The sequence below is a fragment of the Arthrobacter sp. TJ-170 genome (genome assembly GCF_058269305.1).
Genome location: NZ_JBZCNL010000003.1, coordinates 39,511 through 56,659, shown reverse-complemented (window position 1 = coordinate 56,659; position 17,149 = coordinate 39,511). Strand labels below are relative to the sequence as shown.

Annotated in this window: 17 protein-coding genes and 1 pseudogene; 5 read left to right on the top strand and 13 right to left on the bottom strand. The window is 63.7% G+C overall.

The features are described from left to right. Nucleotides 1-2 precede the first annotated feature (2 nt). Nucleotides 3-1,393 (bottom strand): annotated as a pseudogene (locus AC4D1W_RS07140) (MFS transporter). A gap of 180 nt (nucleotides 1,394-1,573) precedes the next feature. Between AC4D1W_RS07140 and AC4D1W_RS07135 the strand changes: the two are divergent. After that, on the top strand, nucleotides 1,574-2,470 hold the full coding sequence (locus AC4D1W_RS07135; protein WP_490898262.1) for a LysR family transcriptional regulator: 897 nt from the start codon (nucleotides 1,574-1,576) through the stop codon (nucleotides 2,468-2,470). A 10-nt stretch (nucleotides 2,471-2,480) separates the two neighbouring features. Here the strand turns inward: AC4D1W_RS07135 and AC4D1W_RS07130 are convergent, their stop codons facing one another. The 6 genes from AC4D1W_RS07130 to AC4D1W_RS07105 form a co-directional block, all read right to left on the bottom strand. Next, the gene (locus tag AC4D1W_RS07130) at nucleotides 2,481-3,317 is read right to left on the bottom strand and encodes a spermidine synthase (RefSeq protein WP_490898261.1); all 837 of its coding nucleotides are present in this window, start codon (nucleotides 3,315-3,317) and stop codon (nucleotides 2,481-2,483) included. A gap of 34 nt (nucleotides 3,318-3,351) precedes the next feature. Then, nucleotides 3,352-3,666 carry a TM2 domain-containing protein gene (locus tag AC4D1W_RS07125; protein ID WP_490898260.1) on the bottom strand — a complete coding sequence of 105 codons (315 nt, stop codon included), beginning with the start codon at nucleotides 3,664-3,666 and terminating at the stop codon, nucleotides 3,352-3,354. Nucleotide 3,667: 1 nt separating this feature from the next. Next, nucleotides 3,668-4,222 carry a GNAT family N-acetyltransferase gene (locus tag AC4D1W_RS07120; RefSeq protein WP_490898259.1) on the bottom strand — a complete coding sequence of 185 codons (555 nt, stop codon included), beginning with the start codon at nucleotides 4,220-4,222 and terminating at the stop codon, nucleotides 3,668-3,670. Between the two features lie 91 nt (nucleotides 4,223-4,313). Beyond that, a complete protein-coding gene (locus tag AC4D1W_RS07115) occupies nucleotides 4,314-4,958 on the bottom strand; it encodes an O-methyltransferase (protein ID WP_490898258.1) in 645 nt (214 codons plus the stop codon). Continuing rightward, complete coding sequence (locus AC4D1W_RS07110; RefSeq protein ID WP_490898257.1) at nucleotides 4,955-5,308, bottom strand: thiamine-binding protein; 354 nt, start codon at nucleotides 5,306-5,308, stop codon at nucleotides 4,955-4,957. The genes AC4D1W_RS07115 and AC4D1W_RS07110 overlap by 4 nt, the downstream gene beginning before the upstream one ends. A 67-nt stretch (nucleotides 5,309-5,375) precedes the next feature. Then, entirely contained in the window at nucleotides 5,376-5,891 is a 516-nt protein-coding gene (locus AC4D1W_RS07105; RefSeq protein WP_490898256.1) for a cupin domain-containing protein, read from the bottom strand. Between the two features lie 179 nt (nucleotides 5,892-6,070). Here AC4D1W_RS07105 and pta point away from each other — a divergent pair, with 179 nt between their 5' ends. Together pta and AC4D1W_RS07095 are read left to right on the top strand one after the other, a co-directional pair. Then, complete coding sequence (gene pta, locus AC4D1W_RS07100; protein WP_490898255.1) at nucleotides 6,071-8,164, top strand: phosphate acetyltransferase; 2,094 nt, start codon at nucleotides 6,071-6,073, stop codon at nucleotides 8,162-8,164. Beyond that, the gene (locus AC4D1W_RS07095; RefSeq protein ID WP_490898254.1) at nucleotides 8,161-9,288 is read left to right on the top strand and encodes an acetate/propionate family kinase; all 1,128 of its coding nucleotides are present in this window, start codon (nucleotides 8,161-8,163) and stop codon (nucleotides 9,286-9,288) included. The genes pta and AC4D1W_RS07095 overlap by 4 nt, the downstream gene beginning before the upstream one ends. A 72-nt stretch (nucleotides 9,289-9,360) precedes the next feature. On the opposite strand, the gene AC4D1W_RS07090 is transcribed toward AC4D1W_RS07095, so the two are convergent. Both AC4D1W_RS07090 and AC4D1W_RS07085 read right to left on the bottom strand, forming a co-directional pair. After that, on the bottom strand, nucleotides 9,361-9,672 hold the full coding sequence (locus AC4D1W_RS07090; RefSeq protein ID WP_490898253.1) for an AzlD domain-containing protein: 312 nt from the start codon (nucleotides 9,670-9,672) through the stop codon (nucleotides 9,361-9,363). Continuing rightward, nucleotides 9,669-10,388 (bottom strand): AzlC family ABC transporter permease, encoded by a 720-nt coding sequence (locus tag AC4D1W_RS07085; protein WP_490898252.1) that lies wholly within the window; start codon nucleotides 10,386-10,388, stop codon nucleotides 9,669-9,671. The genes AC4D1W_RS07090 and AC4D1W_RS07085 overlap by 4 nt, the downstream gene beginning before the upstream one ends. A gap of 100 nt (nucleotides 10,389-10,488) precedes the next feature. On the opposite strand from AC4D1W_RS07085, the gene AC4D1W_RS07080 reads away from it, so the two are divergent. Beyond that, nucleotides 10,489-11,664: a zinc-dependent alcohol dehydrogenase gene (locus AC4D1W_RS07080; RefSeq protein WP_490898251.1), complete on the top strand. Its 1,176-nt coding sequence runs from the start codon at nucleotides 10,489-10,491 to the stop codon at nucleotides 11,662-11,664. Here the strand turns inward: AC4D1W_RS07080 and AC4D1W_RS07075 are convergent. Both AC4D1W_RS07075 and AC4D1W_RS07070 read right to left on the bottom strand, forming a co-directional pair. After that, complete coding sequence (locus AC4D1W_RS07075; RefSeq protein ID WP_490891203.1) at nucleotides 11,654-13,456, bottom strand: glycoside hydrolase family 15 protein; 1,803 nt, start codon at nucleotides 13,454-13,456, stop codon at nucleotides 11,654-11,656. The two genes, AC4D1W_RS07080 and AC4D1W_RS07075, sit on opposite strands and share 11 nt — an antisense overlap. 12 nt (nucleotides 13,457-13,468) lie before the next feature. Further along, nucleotides 13,469-14,359: a glycerophosphodiester phosphodiesterase family protein gene (locus AC4D1W_RS07070; protein WP_490891202.1), complete on the bottom strand. Its 891-nt coding sequence runs from the start codon at nucleotides 14,357-14,359 to the stop codon at nucleotides 13,469-13,471. Between the two features lie 134 nt (nucleotides 14,360-14,493). On the opposite strand from AC4D1W_RS07070, the gene AC4D1W_RS07065 reads away from it, so the two are divergent. Then, nucleotides 14,494-15,699, top strand: a complete 1,206-nt coding sequence (locus AC4D1W_RS07065) for a DUF445 domain-containing protein (RefSeq protein WP_490898485.1) — start codon at nucleotides 14,494-14,496, stop codon at nucleotides 15,697-15,699. 15 nt (nucleotides 15,700-15,714) lie between these two features. Here AC4D1W_RS07065 and AC4D1W_RS07060 read toward each other — a convergent pair whose 3' ends face one another. Continuing rightward, nucleotides 15,715-16,488 carry a hypothetical protein gene (locus AC4D1W_RS07060; protein WP_490891201.1) on the bottom strand — a complete coding sequence of 258 codons (774 nt, stop codon included), beginning with the start codon at nucleotides 16,486-16,488 and terminating at the stop codon, nucleotides 15,715-15,717. A 111-nt stretch (nucleotides 16,489-16,599) separates the two neighbouring features. Further along, nucleotides 16,600-16,866: a GlsB/YeaQ/YmgE family stress response membrane protein gene (locus AC4D1W_RS07055; RefSeq protein WP_490891200.1), complete on the bottom strand. Its 267-nt coding sequence runs from the start codon at nucleotides 16,864-16,866 to the stop codon at nucleotides 16,600-16,602. Nucleotides 16,867-17,149: the final 283 nt, after the last annotated feature.

Sequence of the window (17,149 nt, the reverse complement as noted above, 5' to 3'; positions counted from 1 at the left end):
GGCTAGCTTTCCCTGCCGACCGAAATGCCGTGACGTTCTGCGTCGGCGGCGTCGATGTCGCGCAGTGACGTTCCGCGTGTTTCGCGCAGGGTGATGACGGCGATGGCCGTGACCACGCTGGCGCCGAGGACGTAGAGCGCCACTCCGACCCAGGAGCCGGTTTCCTGCAGGATCGCCGTCGCAATGATCGGCGCGAGGGAGCCGGCAAGGATCGAGGTCACCTGGTAACCGAGCGAGACGCCGGAGTAGCGCATGCGGGTGGGAACATCTCCGCCATGATTGCCGGCTGGCCCGCGTACATGAGTGCGTGGAAGCACAGCCCGATGGTCACGGCCAGAATGATGATCACGGGGTTGAGCGTGTCAAACATCGGGAAGGCAAAGAACGCCCAGCTCGCTCCGAGGATTGCACCGGCCAGGTAGACGGGCTTGCGTCCGAAGCGGTCGGACAGGCGGCCGACCTGCGGAATCACGTGGAAGTGCACAACGTGTGCGATCAGCAGCGCGAAAAGCAGCGAGCTGGTGTTGTACTGATGGACCTGTGACAGGTAGACGATGGAGAAGCTCACGATGATGTAGTACAGGATATTCTCTGCAAATCGCAGGCCCATGGCCCCGAGGATGCCGCGGGGGTACTTCTTCACAACTTCGAAGACGCCGTAGCTGATCGCCTTTTCACGCTCAACCTGCTCACGCGCCTCAAGGAAGATCGGGGACTCGCTGACGTGCGTCCTGATGTAGTAGCCGATCACCACGATGATTGCTGAGAGCCAGAACGCTACTCGCCAACCCCAGGCGAGAAATTCATCCTCGGGCAGGATGGAGGACATGGTCAGCAGCACCACGGTAGCCAGGAGGTTTCCAACGGGCACGGCCGACTGGGGCCAGCTGGACCAGAAGCCGCGCGACTTGTTCGGGCTGTGTTCAGCGACCAGCAGGACGGCTCCGCCCCACTCGCCGCCCACTGCGAAGCCCTGAACGAAGCGGAGTATCACCAGAAGCGCCGGCGCCCAGTAGCCAATGGAGTTGAACCCGGGCAGGCATCCCATCAGGAAGGTGGCAACGCCGACCAGGATGATCGTCACCTGGAGGGTGTGCTTGCGGCCCAGCTTGTCGCCGATCTGACCGAAGAAGATGCCGCCGAGCGGGCGGGCGACGAAGCCGACGGCATAGGTAAGGAAGGCCGCAATGATCGCGTCCAGCGGGGTATCCGCGTTGGGGAAGAACACAATGCCGAACACCAGGGAAGCTGCGGTGGCGTAGAGGAAGAACTCGTACCACTCGACAACAGTGCCAACCATCGACGCGGCAACGATCTTCTTCAGGCCGGTGGGGGTTTCCTCGCTGGAGGCCGGGCTGCCTCCTGGTTGGGCTGGGCGCGAACTGACGCTCATGAACTGCTCCTTCTGTGTCGGCTCTGACACTGTTCGTCTATGGGTGAATCGGGGTTGGTCGATTCGACTGCGATGCGCTTGTGACGGCTGTCACCCGGTATGGGCCTCATTGAGTATGGCTGCACACTAATGCGCGCATCAACGGCCAGTTCCGCAGGGCGAATCTGCGAAAATGCAGATGTGTCTCTTCAACCCGATGACTTGCTCATCCTCCTCGCCGTCTCTCATTCCGGTCGCTTCACCTCCGCCGCGGAAACCCTCGGTCTGAATCACACCACGGTGTCCCGGCGAATCGCAGCGCTTGAACGCTCACTGGGCGGACATGTCCTGGTGCGCGCAAGCGGTGGTTGGGAATTGACCGATCTCGGCCTGCGGGCGGTCGCGGCTGCGGAAGAGGTCAAGCGAGCACTGTCGGCGTTGGAAGGCAACGACGACGGCGCCAGCCGGCTTTCCGGCGTCGTACGCATGAGTGCCACAGACGGTTTCAGCGCCTACATTGCGGCACCTGCCTTCGCGCGGCTGCGGCGTGATCATCCCCGGTTCAGTGTTGAGATCGTCGCGGCGACACGGCGGGCATCACAAACGCGCAGCGGTCTTGATCTTGAGGTGGTGGTCGGCCGCCCACAGGTGCATCGTGCGGAGGCGCTCCGGTTGGGCGAGTACATGCTGGGGCTCTACGCGTCACGAGAGTACCTGGCCGAGTACGGGACACCATCGACGATCGAAGACGTGCTTGAGCACCCGCTGGTGTACTTCATCGATTCCATGCTGCAGGTGGACAGCCTGGACGCGCCGCGGCGGCTGCTGCCGGGGATGAAGGATTCGTTGAGCTCGACTAACGTATTTGTCCACGTCGAAGCAACACGGGCCGGTGCCGGCATTGGCCTGCTGCCCTGTTTCATGGCGGACCTGCACGATGACCTGGTGCGGTTGCTGCCGGACGAGGTCGCCGAGCGGCTGGGCTACTGGCTCGTGGCACGTCCGGATTCGCTGCGGCAACCGGCCGTTGCCGCCGTTGTAAGTGCGCTACGTGCAGCGACGGACGCGTTCGAGCACCGGCTGCTCGGCAGGGAGTGAGTCTTTGCCTCTAATCCCTGAGTAGCTGCGCGCCGCTGATGAAACGGGTCACCTGCGTGTTGTGCCACAGGTGCGCCGGCACGCCCCCGCCCAGCAACTCCCGCGCAAGACCCGGATCCTCACCGAGCGACCCATCGCTTCCGGCAATGATGATGTTCCCGTACCGCCGCCCCTTGAGCATCGCCGGGTCCGCAATGATCACGGTGTGGGCGAAAGCAGCGGAGATGGTAGCGGTCTCCCGTCGGGCCATTGCGAGGTCGGGTGAATCGCCGCAGTTGATGACGTAGACGCCGTCGGAGTCCAGCACGCGCTTTGCCTGCTCGACGAATTCGAGGGTGGTGAGCGGCTCCGGCGTGCGGCTGCCCGCGAAGACATCGCGGATGATGAGGTCGCGGCTGTTTTCGGAGAGCGACTCGGTGACCGCGCGCGCCTCACCGACCCGAATCCGTAGTAGTGGCGCGCGTGGCAGATCGAACCATTCCCGCACCAGGCCGGCGAGCGCGCCGTCGAGTTCGACGACGACTTGCCGCGCGTCAGGGAAAGTCACCGCAAAGCTGCGCGCAAGCGAGCAGGCGCCCCCGCCCAAATGGAGGACGCGTAACCGCGCCGTCGACGGCCACTGTGAGGTTGCCAGCGAACTGATCCAGCGCATGTACTCGAAATCGAGCCGTGCTGGATCTGCGAGGTCGATGTGCGAGCTCGGCACGCCGTTGACATGGAGTACCCAGCCATTGGGGTTGAACCGGTCGGAAACCAGTTCGCAGGTTCCGGTGTCGATGATGTGGATGCCAGGAACCGGGCCGCCGTCGGGGCTGGTGATTCCCTTGCGCTCCCGTTGACGTCCCACGAATTCGCTACTCTTTCAACTGGTGCTGTGCCGGCTAGTAGGGACGGACCGCGCCCTGGTTGTGCAGGTATGCGTTGACCTGCCGAACCCGGCCGGGGATGGTGAACAGGTCAATGACCATCATGATCCATAGCGGTATCAGGAAGAGGAACCCGATCAGAATCCCCACCGTGGCGTATCCGGCGAGGCCAAGCGCCAGGTACAGGAAACCCATCCCGTTCTGACGCAGGTAGAACTTGTGGGCGCCGAAGTTCCCGAGCAAAAACCAGAGCAGGTACGCGAGCCAACTTTCCTTCGCGGCGTACACCACCACGTGCTGGGTGGGCTGGTTCCCGTAGTGGTTGGACATGTCATTCCCCTGTCTGTTGTGAGGCTGTTCCGGCCTGGCTGGCGTGTGACGGCGCACTTGTTCGGGCGGAGCGCACCATCCGAATCTCGTTGAGCCCGCTCCACCGATCGGAGAGCTGCTCCCACTCGCCGTCCGGAGCGAAGCCAAGTTTGCGGTAGAAAGCGATGGCGCGTTCGTTCCCCTCGAGCACCCAGACGCAGGCGGCGGCGTCACCGATCGCGGCATCCGCCAACTGCCGCCCGAGAGCCGTGCCGTAATACTCCTCAAGCACGTAGAGCATGAACAGTTCGACGGCGGCAGGCGGGTCATCGCCCCGCGCTGCTCCTCCTGCTGCGATACCGACGATGCCGCCGCGCTCATCGACCGCGACGAAAGGAACATCCTCCTGGCTGTCGTAACCCATCCGCCAGGCTTCCGCCTGCTGTTCAACGGTCTCGTCCAGGCCGTCCAGCACCTCCGGGCCAAGCTTTCCGCGGTAGGCCTGCCTCCAGCCCTGGTTTTTCATCCGCAGCGCAGCCTCAAGCTCGTCTATACGGAGCGGGCGAATAGTGACCATGCCGTTCATGCTATCCCCCGCCCAGGACACTCGGACGTGTTGGCGGTCCCGCCTCCCACAGGGCGGGCGTGGTGCTGCTCGATGTCAGGGTCTAGCTGACGATGGCGACTGCAATCCCATCCCAGTCCTTGGAACCGACCGTCTGCAGGGCTGTTGCCTCGAGGCGCGGATGGCTGCCGAGGATCTCGAGCGCTTTCCTGGTTCCCCGGACGTCATCATCTCCGTCCTCATCCAGTACCGCTCCGCCGCGCACCACGTTATCCAGAACAATGACCGAGCCGGGACGCGACAGCTTTACCGCCCACTCCACGTAGTTGGGGTTGTTCGCCTTGTCGGCATCAATGAAGAACAGGTCATAGGGCCCGGTGAGCGATGGGAGCGTCTCCAGCGCGGCCCCTACATGCACCGTCACTTTATGCCCGACGCCGGCAGCCTCCAGATTCCGCCGCGCCACCTCTGCGTGCGCAGGCTCATACTCGCAACTATCCACCGTGCCGTCGTCGGGAAGGCCCCGGGCAAGCCAGATAGTACTGAAGCCGCCCAGCGTGCCGATTTCAAGTACGCGTTGCGCACCATGGATGCGCGCGAGGAGCATCAGGAATTTGCCCTGTCCGGCGGTCACTTCAATGGCGGGCATCCCCGCGCTGCGAGTGTTCTCTACGGCAGCGAGCAGTGCGTTATCGGGCTGCACGACGGTACGGCTGAGGTAGCGGTCCACCTCCGCCCAGTTGCTCACGAGTGCCCCTGGTACTCATCCATTTCCGCAATGGCGCCCTCAAGGCGTTCCACTTTCCCGGTCAGTTCTCCCGTGCGGCCGGGCCGAATGTCCGCCTTGAGCACCAGGGAGACGCGGCTGCCGTATTTGGCAACTGCCTCGGTAGCGCGTTTCACCACATCCATGACCTCGTCCCATTCACCTTCGATCTCGGTGAACATGGAACTGGTGGAGTTCGGCAGGCCGGAATCACGCACGATCTTCACGGCTTCAGCCACGGCGGCGTGAACGGAACCGACAGCGTCTTCGGCTGTGTCCTCGTGGGCGCCGCTGGGCCGGCCGGAAGGTGCAACTGAGAAGGCTACGAGCATGGAAACAGTCTGTCAGGTTTGGCCGCGCCGGTCACGGGATTTATTCGGCGTCCATCGTTCCGGAGATTCACTGTGGTGCGCCCAGCGGTGGGCCCATGATTTCGATCTGGTGGCGTGTTGCTATTGCTGCGAGCGCGGCCCCGTCCATGGGAGCGGGCTCCGGGAGTTCCCTCCGCTGTGCCGGGGTTCCCGCTTCGGCTGCGAAGTCCTCGAATCCGGCCGGAGCGGTGATCACCAGACAACTGAACGGCTCTTCCCCGACCAGAAAGCTGTGTACCGAACCTCGCGGAAGGAAGGCGAAGTCACCCGGCCCGAGGTCGAACCGGTCACCGTCACTCTCAAAGAGCGCGGTCCCCGAGATGACGTAGAAGGACTCATCCTCAACGAGATGCCTGTGCCTGGGCGGCGAGTACCCTGCGGGATGAAGAATATGAACAATGGAGAGTCGCTGCCCCGTCTCCGACCCGCCCGCCTTGACGGTCACCAGTGAGTTCGTGAACCAGAGGGCCTTGCCTTCGTCGGGGCCGAGCTTGTATGCCGGTCCCCGCGCACCCTCTTCCGGTGTGCTGCCGTCGCTGCCCATCGTGGCACCTCCTCAACGTCGAGATGGTGGGCAATAGGCTACTCAGCTTCAGCGCGCCGTCAATAGCCGGCTTTGCCTCCGGACCGCAAAGGAACGACGGCGGTAACCAGCCGCTGCAGTGAAGCAGGCAACAGTGACCGGCCAGTGACTAAGCACCTGCGATCGTGCAGGATGAAGTAATGACCACCCGCGGTATTTATGTCAGCGCCATGGCTCCCAGTTCCGGCAAGTCCCTCATTTCCCTGGGACTGGCCAGCATGCTGCAGGGGCACGCGGACCGGATCGGTTTCCTGCGACCAATCTCGGAGGCGGAAGACGGCGCCGACGACCCGATGGTCCTGCTCATGCGGCGAGGGTTCGGGCTGGATGCGAGGACCGCCCGAAGCGGAATGACGCGGGCCGAGGCACGCGCGCTGCTGGTCTCCGGCGAACGGGAGGAAATTGATGCCCGCTGCGTTGCCGTGTACAGCGAGATGGCACAGTCCTGCGACGTCATCATCGTGGAGGGAACGGACCTGAGCGGGCAGGACGCCGCCGTCGAGTTCGATCTCAACGCGCGGCTGGCGAACAACCTGGGCGCCATGGTCCTGGCTGTGGTGAGCGCAAAGGACATGACCGCAGCTGAAGCTGCCGACGCCGTCGACGTCGCGCGCCGCGAACTGGACGCAGCACAGGTGTCCCTGCTGGCGATGATGGTGAACCGCGCGGCGGAGGACGCCGTCGACGACATCCGGAGCCAGGTGAGGCCAGGGAAGTCCGGGCGACCGGTTTACGTCATTCCGGAAATGAGCGAAATCTCCCAACCGACCATCGCCGAAGTCGCAAAGGCCCTGGACGCCCGGCACATCGCGGGCGGAGCAACGCTCGAACGGGATGTGTCCGCCATCCGCGTCGCGGCAATGAACGTGGGGCATTTTCTGGAACTGCTCACGGACGGTGCGCTGGTGATTGTTCCCGGCGACCGCGCCGACGTTCTGGTGGCGACCGTGGCGTCGTCATTCTCGCCCGAGTTTCCCGTGCCCTCAGGCATGATCCTCACCGGCGGCATCACGCCGGATCCCAACATCCTCGCCCTGCTGGCCCACGCCACCTTCCCGGTATTCGCGGTCGACGACGACACCTATACCGCCGCCAGACGCGTCAGCGAGGTACGGGGTGAGATTGCAACCGGTCTGCGCCGGAAGGCCGCAGCCGTGCTCGGCGTGTGGGCGCGGCAGGTGGACACAGCGGAACTGCTCGAGCGGCTGGAACTGCCGCGCCCGGTCAGGATGACACCGCTGCGCTTCCTCCACGAGCTCATCGAAAAAGCCCGCAGGGACCGGAAGCACATCGTGCTTCCCGAAGGGCTGGATGAGCGGATCCTCCGCGCGGCAGAAATTCTGCGCCGGAGGGATGTCTGCGACCTGACAATCCTCGGGTCGGAGTCCCAGATCCGTGAACTCGCCGCCGGACAGGGCATTGACCTGTCCGGGCTGACCCTGCTGGATCCTGAAACCTCGGAGCTGCGTGAGGAGTTCGCTGCGGAGTACTCGCGGCTGCGCGCACACAAGAACGTCTCGCTCGAAGACGCACGGGATCGGATGCTCGACGGCTCCTATTTCGGGACCATGATGGTGCAGCTCGGGTACGTCGACGGCATGGTGTCCGGCGCCGCCCATACCACCGCCAACACCATCCGTCCCGCGCTGGAATTTGTGAAGACCAAGGAGGGTGTGAAGATCGTGTCCTCCGTGTTCCTCATGCTCCTCCGGGACCGTGTGCTGGTCTATGGCGACTGCGCAGTCAATCCTGATCCCACCGACGAACAGCTCGCCGACATCGCCATCGCCTCGGCGGAAACGGCAGCTCAGTTCGGTGTTGAACCCCGGGTGGCAATGCTGTCCTACTCCACCGGCGAATCCGGTTCCGGAGGAGCGGTGGACGAGGTCCGGCGCGCGACGGAGCTTGTGCGTTCCCTCCGCCCCGACCTCCCGGTCGAGGGCCCCATCCAGTACGACGCCGCGGTGGATGCTTCCATTGCCCAGTCCAAGCTTCCCGGTTCCTCGGTCGCCGGACAGGCAACGGTATTCATATTCCCTGACTTGAATACTGGTAACAACACCTATAAGGCGGTGCAGCAGTCCGCTGGTGCGGTCGCCGTCGGTCCGGTACTGCAGGGGCTACGGAAGCCGGTGAACGACCTCTCCCGGGGATGCACCGTCGAGGATATCGTGAATACCGTGGCCATCACCGCCGTCCAGGCACAGGGCACTACATCGCAGGAGGCGACATGATCATCCTCGTCATCAACTCGGGCTCATCGTCGCTCAAGTACCAGGTTCGGGATTCCGACAGCGGAGAACGGCTGGCGAACGGTCTGATCGAGCGCATCGGCGACGCCGCTCACGGCGGCCCACAGGATCATACTGAAGCGCTCGACCGAGTCACGGAAGAGCTGGACGCTACGCTGCACGGCAAGCCGATCGACGCCGTCGGACACCGTGTGGTGCACGGCGGAGAACGCTTCAGCGAGCCGGTGCTGATCACCAACGAGATCATTCGCGCGATCGAGCGCCTCAATCCCCTGGCGCCCCTGCACAACCCCGCGAACGTGCAGGGCATCCGTGCCATCGCGGAGCGGTGGCCGGACATGCCGCAGGTCGCGGTCTTCGATACCGCTTTCCACCGCACGCTGCCTGAGCATGCGTGGCGGTACGCCGTGCCCGATGAGCTGTACAAGAAGTTCGGCATCCGCCGCTACGGGTTCCACGGCACGTCCTTTGAGTATGTGACGAGGCACGCCGCCGAGCTGCTGGGCATGCCAACGGAGGAGTTCACGGGTGTGATCGCGCACCTGGGCAACGGCGCGTCCGTCACCGCCGTGCAGAACGGCTGCAGCGTCGATACCTCCATGGGTTTCACCCCGTTGGAAGGCCTCGTGATGGGAACCCGGTCCGGTGACATTGACCCGTCGATCCTGCTGTTCCTCAGCCGCGAAGGCTACACGGAGAAGGATCTCGACCAGCTGCTGAACCGGGAGTCCGGCCTGAAGGGGCTCACGGGGCACAATGACATGCGTGCAATCGAGGAACCGGGCGACCCCGCAGGCACCATCGCTCTCGACATTGCGGCCTACCGCCTCGCGAAGTACATCGGCGGCTATCACGTCGCGGTGGGCGGGGCGCAGGCGATCGTCTTCACGGCCGGCATCGGGGAGAACTCCTGGCGCTTCCGGGAACGGGTGGTGAACCGGCTCGGCGCCCTCGGGGTTTTCATTGACGATGCCGAGAACCAGAAGCCCGGCGGTTCACCGCGCGAGATCAGCACCGAGGAATCGGCCTTCCCGGTTCTTGTGGTGCCCACGGATGAAGAGGCAGCCATTGCGGAAGCGACTGCCGCCGTCGTCGGTTCTGCCTAGCCCGGCCCGTCCATTCGGCAGGACGCGCCCTTAAAACGCGCTCTAACAGGGTGTGTCCTGCCAGCTCACGGCTCAGGGCGCGCCGAGCAGACGCGCCACGGCCGCTGCACCGGCACCCACCAGCACGACGACGAGGAAGGGCGCCCGCAACCACAGCGCCACCCCGGCGGCAACGAGCGCAGCAAGCCGTGCGTCGAGAACCAGCGCCTGGCCGCTTGAGAATGTATTGACGGCCGTCAGCGATGCCAGGAGCCCGATGGTCAAGGTCCCGGCGACCCGGGTCATCCGCGGGTCCTCCATGAGCCGGGCAGGAACAAGGTAGCCGGCGAGCTTCGTGAGATAGCTGACCAGGCAGGCCAGCAGGATCCACATCCAGAGGTTCACGGGTGTCCTTCCGCGGGGTACGGCTCGACATCGGGTTCAAGACCCTCGCGGGGTGGTCCGAAACTGAGCCATCCGAGTAATGCGGCTACGGCGGCGGCCACCAGGATCGGCACGCCGGGCGGCACGAAGGGAACCGCAAGCAGGGTCGCGAGGGCACAGACCACGGCGATGGCCGCCGGCTCGCGCGCCCTGAGCCTCGGCCACAGGAGCCCGAGGAAGGCTGCGACGGCGGCTCCGTCGAGACCCCACCGCGCCGGGTCTCCCAGCGCGTTGCCAAGCAGCGCCCCCACCAGAGTGAACACATTCCACAATACGTATATACCCAGGCCCGCAACCCAAAAGCCCTGCGCCCGTTCCTGCGGTTCGCTCTGACCCGTGGCGGTCGCGGTCGACTCGTCAATGGTCACCTGCGCAGCCACGAACCTCCGCCAGGAACTGGGCTGCAGCAGCGCGTTCATCTGCATGCCGTACACCGCGTTACGAATACCCAAAAGTGCTGAGGCGGACATGGCAGCCGCCCCGCTTCCGCCGCCTCCAACTACACCGATGAAGGCAAACTGCGAACCGCCGCTGAACAGCAGGACGCTCAACGCCATGGTCTGCAGGAGATCCAGCCCCGATGCCACTGACAGAGCACCGAAGGACACCCCGTACAGCCCGGTCGCCACGGCAATCGACAGTCCAACCCGCACGGCCGGGGATTTCGAAAACTTCACCGGCCAAGCGTATGCCGAACCTTCGAGCGCTTCACTTCGAGCGGGCGGGCGGCAATACTGAGAAAGGTCAGCATACTTAGGAATCCGAGGAGGAGTACCGATGAAGGCACTAACCTGGCAGGGTAAGCGCTCCGTGAGCGTGGAGGAAGTCCCTGATCCGCGCATCGAGGAACCCACTGACGCTATTGTTCGCATCACCTCCACCGCAATCTGCGGCTCCGATCTCCACCTGTACGAGGTTCTGGGACCCTACATGCACAAGGGTGACATCCTGGGCCATGAGTCCATGGGCATCGTGGAAGCCGTCGGCAGCAGCGTGACCAACCTCAAGCCCGGCGACCGCGTTGTCATCCCTTTCAACATCTCCTGTGGCCACTGCTGGATGTGCAACAACGGGCTGCAGTCGCAGTGTGAAACCACGCAGGTCCACGAACAGAGCACGGGTGCGCGCATCTTCGGCTACTCGGAGCTTTACGGTTCCGTACCAGGTGGGCAGGCGGAGTACCTCCGCGTACCGCACGCGGATTACGGGCCCGTCAAGGTGGGTGATGATCTCCCCGATGAGCGCTACCTGTACCTCTCCGACATCCTTCCGACCGCCTGGCAGGCGGTGCAGTACGCGGACGTGCCCGACGGCGGCACCCTCGCCGTCTTCGGGCTCGGTCCCGTTGGACAGTTCGCGGCTCGCAGCGGCCGCCACCTGGGCCACCGCGTAATAGCCGTCGAACCGGTTGCGGAGCGGCGGGAGATGGCCGAGCGGCACGGCATTGAGACGATCGACTTCACAAAGGAAGTAGGCGATGTGCTCCGGGAGATGACCAACGGACGCGGACCGGACGCCGTCGTCGACGCCGTCGGCATGGAGGCACACAACTCACCGCTGGGAGCGTTCGCGCAGCACGCCGTCGGGCTGCTGCCTGATCCCATTGCCAGGAAGGCGATCGAAACCGCCGGGGTTGACCGGTTGGCCGTCCTCCACGCTTGCATCGACGCCGTACGCCGCGGCGGGACCGTATCCCTGAGCGGTGTCTACGGCGGAATGGCAAGCCCCATGCCGCTGCTCGTCATGTTCGACAAGCAGATCCAGACCAGGATGGGCCAGTGCAACGTGCGGCGCTGGACGGACGAACTGCTCCCACTCGTTGAGGATCCCTCCGATCCACTGGGCGTGATGGACCTCAAGACCCACGAGCTGCCTCTCGCAGAAGCACCCGGTGCCTACAATATCTTCCAGAAGAAGCAGGACGGCTGCATCAAGGTGGTGCTCAAGCCGTAACAAGCCGCCGTGCCGCGTGGATCGCGTCGGCTGCCCGCACAAGCGCAAGGTGCGAGAACGCCTGGGGGAAGTTTCCGGCCATCCGGGCCTTCTCCGGGTCGTACTCTTCCGACAGGAGGCCGAGCTCGTTGGCGTAGCCGACCAGCTGGTCCATGAGACGCTTGGCCTCGTCGAGGCGCCCGGTGTGCGCGTACTGCTCGACAAGCCAGAATGAACAGGCCAGGAACGGGTGCTCCCCCGGCGCCAGCCCGTCGATTGCCGATTCTGTGCGGTACCGGAGCAGCAGTCCGTGGTCATCCAGAAGCTGGTCCTCCATCTGCGCCACCGTGCCGAGCATCATGGGGTCGTCATAGTCAACGAACCCGACCTGCGGCAACTGCAGCAGCGACGCGTCCACCAGTGAGCTGCCGTAGAACTGCGTGAAAGAGTTGATCTCACGGTCGAAGCCCTGCTCGAGGATCTCCTCCCGCAGCTCATCACGAAGCTTCTCCCACCGATCCGCTTCGCCGTTGAGCCCGTAATCCCTGACCGCGCGCACACCACGGTCGAATGCCGCCCACATCATGACGCGGGAGTGCGTGAAGTATGCCGGTTCCCCTCGCATCTCCCAGATGCCGTGGTCCTTACGGTTCAGGTGCTTCTCTAGGAAACCCAACAGCGCGTGCTGTAGCGGCCAGGAGAATTCACCTTCCTTGACTCCACGTTCACGCAGCTTCTCCAGGGCCACCATGACTTCACCGACGACGTCGGCCTGGTACTGGGTAACGGCCCCGTTGCCGATTCGGACGGGCGCCGAGTCGGCGTAGCCGGGTAAGTGACCCAACACCTTCTCGGGCAGGTTGCGCTCACCGGAGACGCTGTACATGATCTGCAGATCCTCCGGATCGCCGGCGACCGCGCGCAGCAACCAGTTGCGCCATCCGAACGCTTCATCCTGGTAGCCGTGCGTCATCATCGCTTCAAGGGTCAGCGCCGCATCCCGCAGCCAACAGAACCGGTAATCCCAGTTGCGTTCACCACCGAAGGCTTCGGGCAGTGAGGTGGTGGGAGCCGCGACGATGCCGCCCGTATCTTCGTGTGTCAGCGCACGAAGCACCAGAAGCGAACGCTTGACGATCTGGTCGTACTCACCCTGTTTCTCACAGCTCGCCGCCCAACCCTGCCAGTAGTCGATCGTCGCCTGCAGTGTGGCGTCGAAGTCCAACGGCGTGGGCTGTGGACGGTGTGAGGGGTACCAGACCAGCTCAAGGTCGACCTTCTCACCCGCCTGCACAATGAACTCACCCGCGTGGCGATGGTCTGCAGCATGGGGCAGATGTGTGCCGCGCAGCAGCAGGGCATCCGGGCCGGCCATGGCGAGGATGCCGGCTCCACCGTCTTCGTTGGTGCGCCGCACCCATGGCAGGACCTCCCCGTAGCCGAAGCGCACCACGAGTTCCTGCCGCATCGGCACGGCTCCGCTGATCCCTTCGATACGGCGTGCAAGGGACGCCCGGCGGTCGTGAATGGGCATGTAGTCGGTCACAAGGACCTCGCCGGCCTCCGTACGCCATCGGGACTGCACCACGAACGTTGAGTCGATGTACTTCCATTCCACCAGCTCCGCATTGCCGGCGTCATAAGCCGGAGCAACCAGCCATCGCCCGTGGTTCTCGTTGCCCAGAAGAGCGGCGAACACGGACGCCGAATCGAACCGCGGATAGCAGAGCCAGTCGACGCTTCCCCCTCGGGACACGAGCGCGCCTGTGTGGAGGTCGGAGATCAGTGCGTAATCCTCAATCGGCATAGCCATGCGTTAACTCAATCACATACGACCGATGGTGGGCTCCCTCTTCAGCCGGCGAAGAACATCGGCCGGTCGGTTGGTCGTGATTTCCTGGACGCCGAGCTCCCGGAGCAGGTCGACGTCGTCGTCCGTGTCCACGGTCCAGACGCGGAGCCGCAGCCCCGCCGCGAGCCATCGTTTCACCCGCTCGGGATGCGCACGCACGTACTCGATTCCGGGCCCGGCGATCCCCACCGCTCCGCTCGCAATGATGCGCTCACCCTCATGCAGCGCACGGCGCAGGAGATTCATGACGGCGGCGGCGGTGAGGGGCCCCAGGGTTTCGCGCACGTCATCCGGCTTGACGTCGGCGACGAGCTGGCAGACAACGTCGGCCGGGACGCGCTCCAGCAGGTGCCTCACCGAGTCTGGATTGAAACTCATGAAGGTGATGTGCAGGTTCGCGAGGCGGGAGGTTTCCGGGTCATAGCCCTCCCTCATCAGGAAGGCGACCAGGCGTTCCTCGAGCTTGAGGCCGAAGGGGCTCGGGTGCTTCAGCTCAATCGCCAGCTCCAGTTCGCGCCCGTCCTTGCGCAGCAAATCCAGCAGGTCCTCAAGGGTGAGCAGCTGATCGGCCAGTCCGCCGTACTGCGGCGGGATCCTGGCACCCTTCCATGAGGCGAAGTCCAGCTCGCGCAGTTGCCGCAGCGTGTAGTCACCCACTTCCCCCGTACCGCTCGAGGTGCGGTCCAGGGTGGGGTCATGGATACAGACAAGCTGCAGGTCCTCCGTGAGGTGCACGTCGCATTCCACGCCATCCGTATCTTCCGCGAGCGCCTGAAGGAAGGCGGCACGCGTGTGTTCAGCGAACTGCTCGCTCGCGCCCCGATGTGCAAATACCAGGTGTCTGACCGCTTGTTGTTCTGCCACAGGCCTTACGCTAGCGAATCAGCGGCGTGACTGTGCCCGCCGGTGACTGGTTAGATTGGGAATCCAGCACCGATGCGGAGGACTAAGTGAGCATTGCGTTGACCGATACGGAGCGCGCGGCAGGTCTGAGGCGGATGAAGACCGTTGCAACGGGCCTGCTCGCCGTCATGGCGGTGATCTTCCTGGTGGCGTTCGCGCTGCAGGATCAGTATCCGTGGCTACAGTATGTTCGCGCCGCCGCGGAGGGCGGCATGGTGGGTGCTCTGGCCGACTGGTTCGCCGTGACGGCCCTGTTCAAGTACCCGATGGGCCTCAAGATTCCTCATACCGCGATCATTCCGCGCAAGAAGGACCAGATCGGAACGTCCCTGGGGCAATTCGTGGAGGAGAACTTCCTCGAGGAGTCAGTGGTGCAGGAGAAACTCACGTCGCTCGGGATCGCCCAGCGCGCTGGCTCCTGGCTCTCACGGCCGGAGGGCGCCGACCGGGTGGCTGTGGAGGGGGCTGCCCTGATTCGTGGCGCTTTCACCGTGCTGGATGACGATGCAGTCCAGAAGGTCATCGAATCCATGGTTCGCAAACACTTGGTTGACCCGCCGTGGGGTCCGCCGGTTGGGCGGATGGCCGAGCGGATCTTTGAGGAGGGACACCACCACCGCCTCGTGGACCTGCTGGTGGATCGGGCGGCCGAATGGGTGGACACCAATTACGACGTCGTCTCCCGCATAGTTTCCCAGCGCTCCCCTACCTGGGTGCCGCAGTTCGTGGACGGACTGGTGGGCGACAAGGTGTACGTTGAACTCGCGAAATTCATGCGGGCCGTTCAGGCGGATCCGCAGCACGATGTCCGGCTCTCCATTGACAAGTACCTCAAGGACCTGGCCCAGGACCTGCAGTATGACCCGGCGGTCATCGCGAAAGCAGAGGAGATCAAGGCCGGCATTCTCGACGACCCACGCGTGCACGACGTCGCTGTCCGGGCCTGGTCCACGGTCAAGACGGCACTGCTGGAAGCAGTCAATGACCCCGACAGTGAACTGACCCGCAACTTCAAGGCAGCGGTCCGGGATTTCGGGCGCAGACTGACCACTGACGAGGACCTCGCCGACAAGATCAACCGGTGGATTTCCGACGGCGTCGGTTATCTCGTGCGGACCTATCGCAGTGACGTTGCCGGCATCATCTCCGAGACGGTCGAGCGCTGGGACGCCGAGGAGACTTCCCGGAAAATCGAACTGCAGGTCGGTAAGGATCTCCAGTTCATCCGGATCAACGGCACCGTTGTCGGCTCCCTCGCAGGGTTGCTGATCTTCAGCATCGCGCACGCCCTGTTCGGCTGACGCGAAGGGGCGGAATCAGTCCCGGCTGTCCTTTTCGGACGCAGTCAGCTTCTCAAGTTCGGTCAGCAGCTCACCAGGAATGACGGTGGGCGGCGGACCAAAGGCTTCCCTGGTCGCGTCGATGACCGTACGCCCCATCTTGTGGTTGGCCACACCGCCGACAGCTGCACCCACGCCAAACGGTAGGGCCCTGCCCAACAGGGCTCCGCCCTGGCGTGCGAGCATACGCTTGAGGAAACGTTTGCGGATGCTGGCCCCGATACTGCGGACGGAAGGGGCAGACATCGACCCGCCCACAACGTTTCCCCAGTGGCGCGTCACTCCGCCCGCGGATGATCCGATAGTTGCTTGAATCAGGGCTGACCCTTCTTCTCCCATGAGAATGCCCATGACGAGGGTGCGTGCCCGCTCGGGATCCTCGGTGGAGATGCCGTGCAGCTCTGCCACCGACTGGGCATAGAGCGCCGTTGCCTCCAGAAAGCCGACCGTGGCTGCGGCTGAGAGGCCCAGCGCCACTACCGTGCCGATTGCAGGCACGACGGCGGTACCCCCTACCGCGGCTCCGGCCGTTGTGATTGCTACGAGATAGTCCCGTTCAAGTTTTGCGCTCAACTCGGCCGCCGTGGCCGTTGGGTCTTTCCTACGTAGCCTTCGGATATTCGCCAACACTAACGGCCGCTGGATGTCGATAGCCCGTTCCACCGCGCGCTGGACGCCTGGTTTCGGTTGGCCGTGGCGGTCGAATACCGCTCCGCTGGCGAATTTCCCCGCAGGGTTGAAGCGAGCCATTACTGATCCTTCCGTCGAGTAGTTCAAGTTTGGGTTAGGAGGGTTGTGGCTGTCACGCAAAACGCCCCGTCGGGTGGCGCCGACGGGGCGTTCTAGCGGATCTCGCCCTAATTAGGCGTGCGAGCGATTCTTGGTGACGGCACCGTAGATGAGGAGAACGATGATTGCTCCACCAATGGCAAGCAGCCACGAGGAAAGGGAGAAGAATTCGTCCACTCCGACATTGAAGAGCAGGTTACCCAGGAAGCCTCCGAGAAGAGCTCCGACCACGCCGAGGACAAGCGTGATGATCCAGCCGCCACCTTGACGCCCCGGCAGAATCATTTTGGCGATGGCGCCTGCGATAAGACCCAGAAGAAGAAATGCTAGAAAATTCATGAAGTACTCCTTTATTGAACTTCTATCCGCGCGACATGTTTGTCGATTTCGACGGTGCACCGAAGTGCAACTGATACCACCCTACTTCATCAGTGAGCTTAGTAAACGTTTTGGCCTTGCCAGTGCAACCATTAAACTCCTGCTTCGATACTTTGCAACCATCCGTAATCAAAACTTCACCGGCAGCAGGATTGACCTGCAATAGCGCAGACGGCAATTGTGTCCGCGCCGCCCGATTCTCCCGAGCCCGATGCCAGTACGGTGATTACGTAGAGCGTTATTC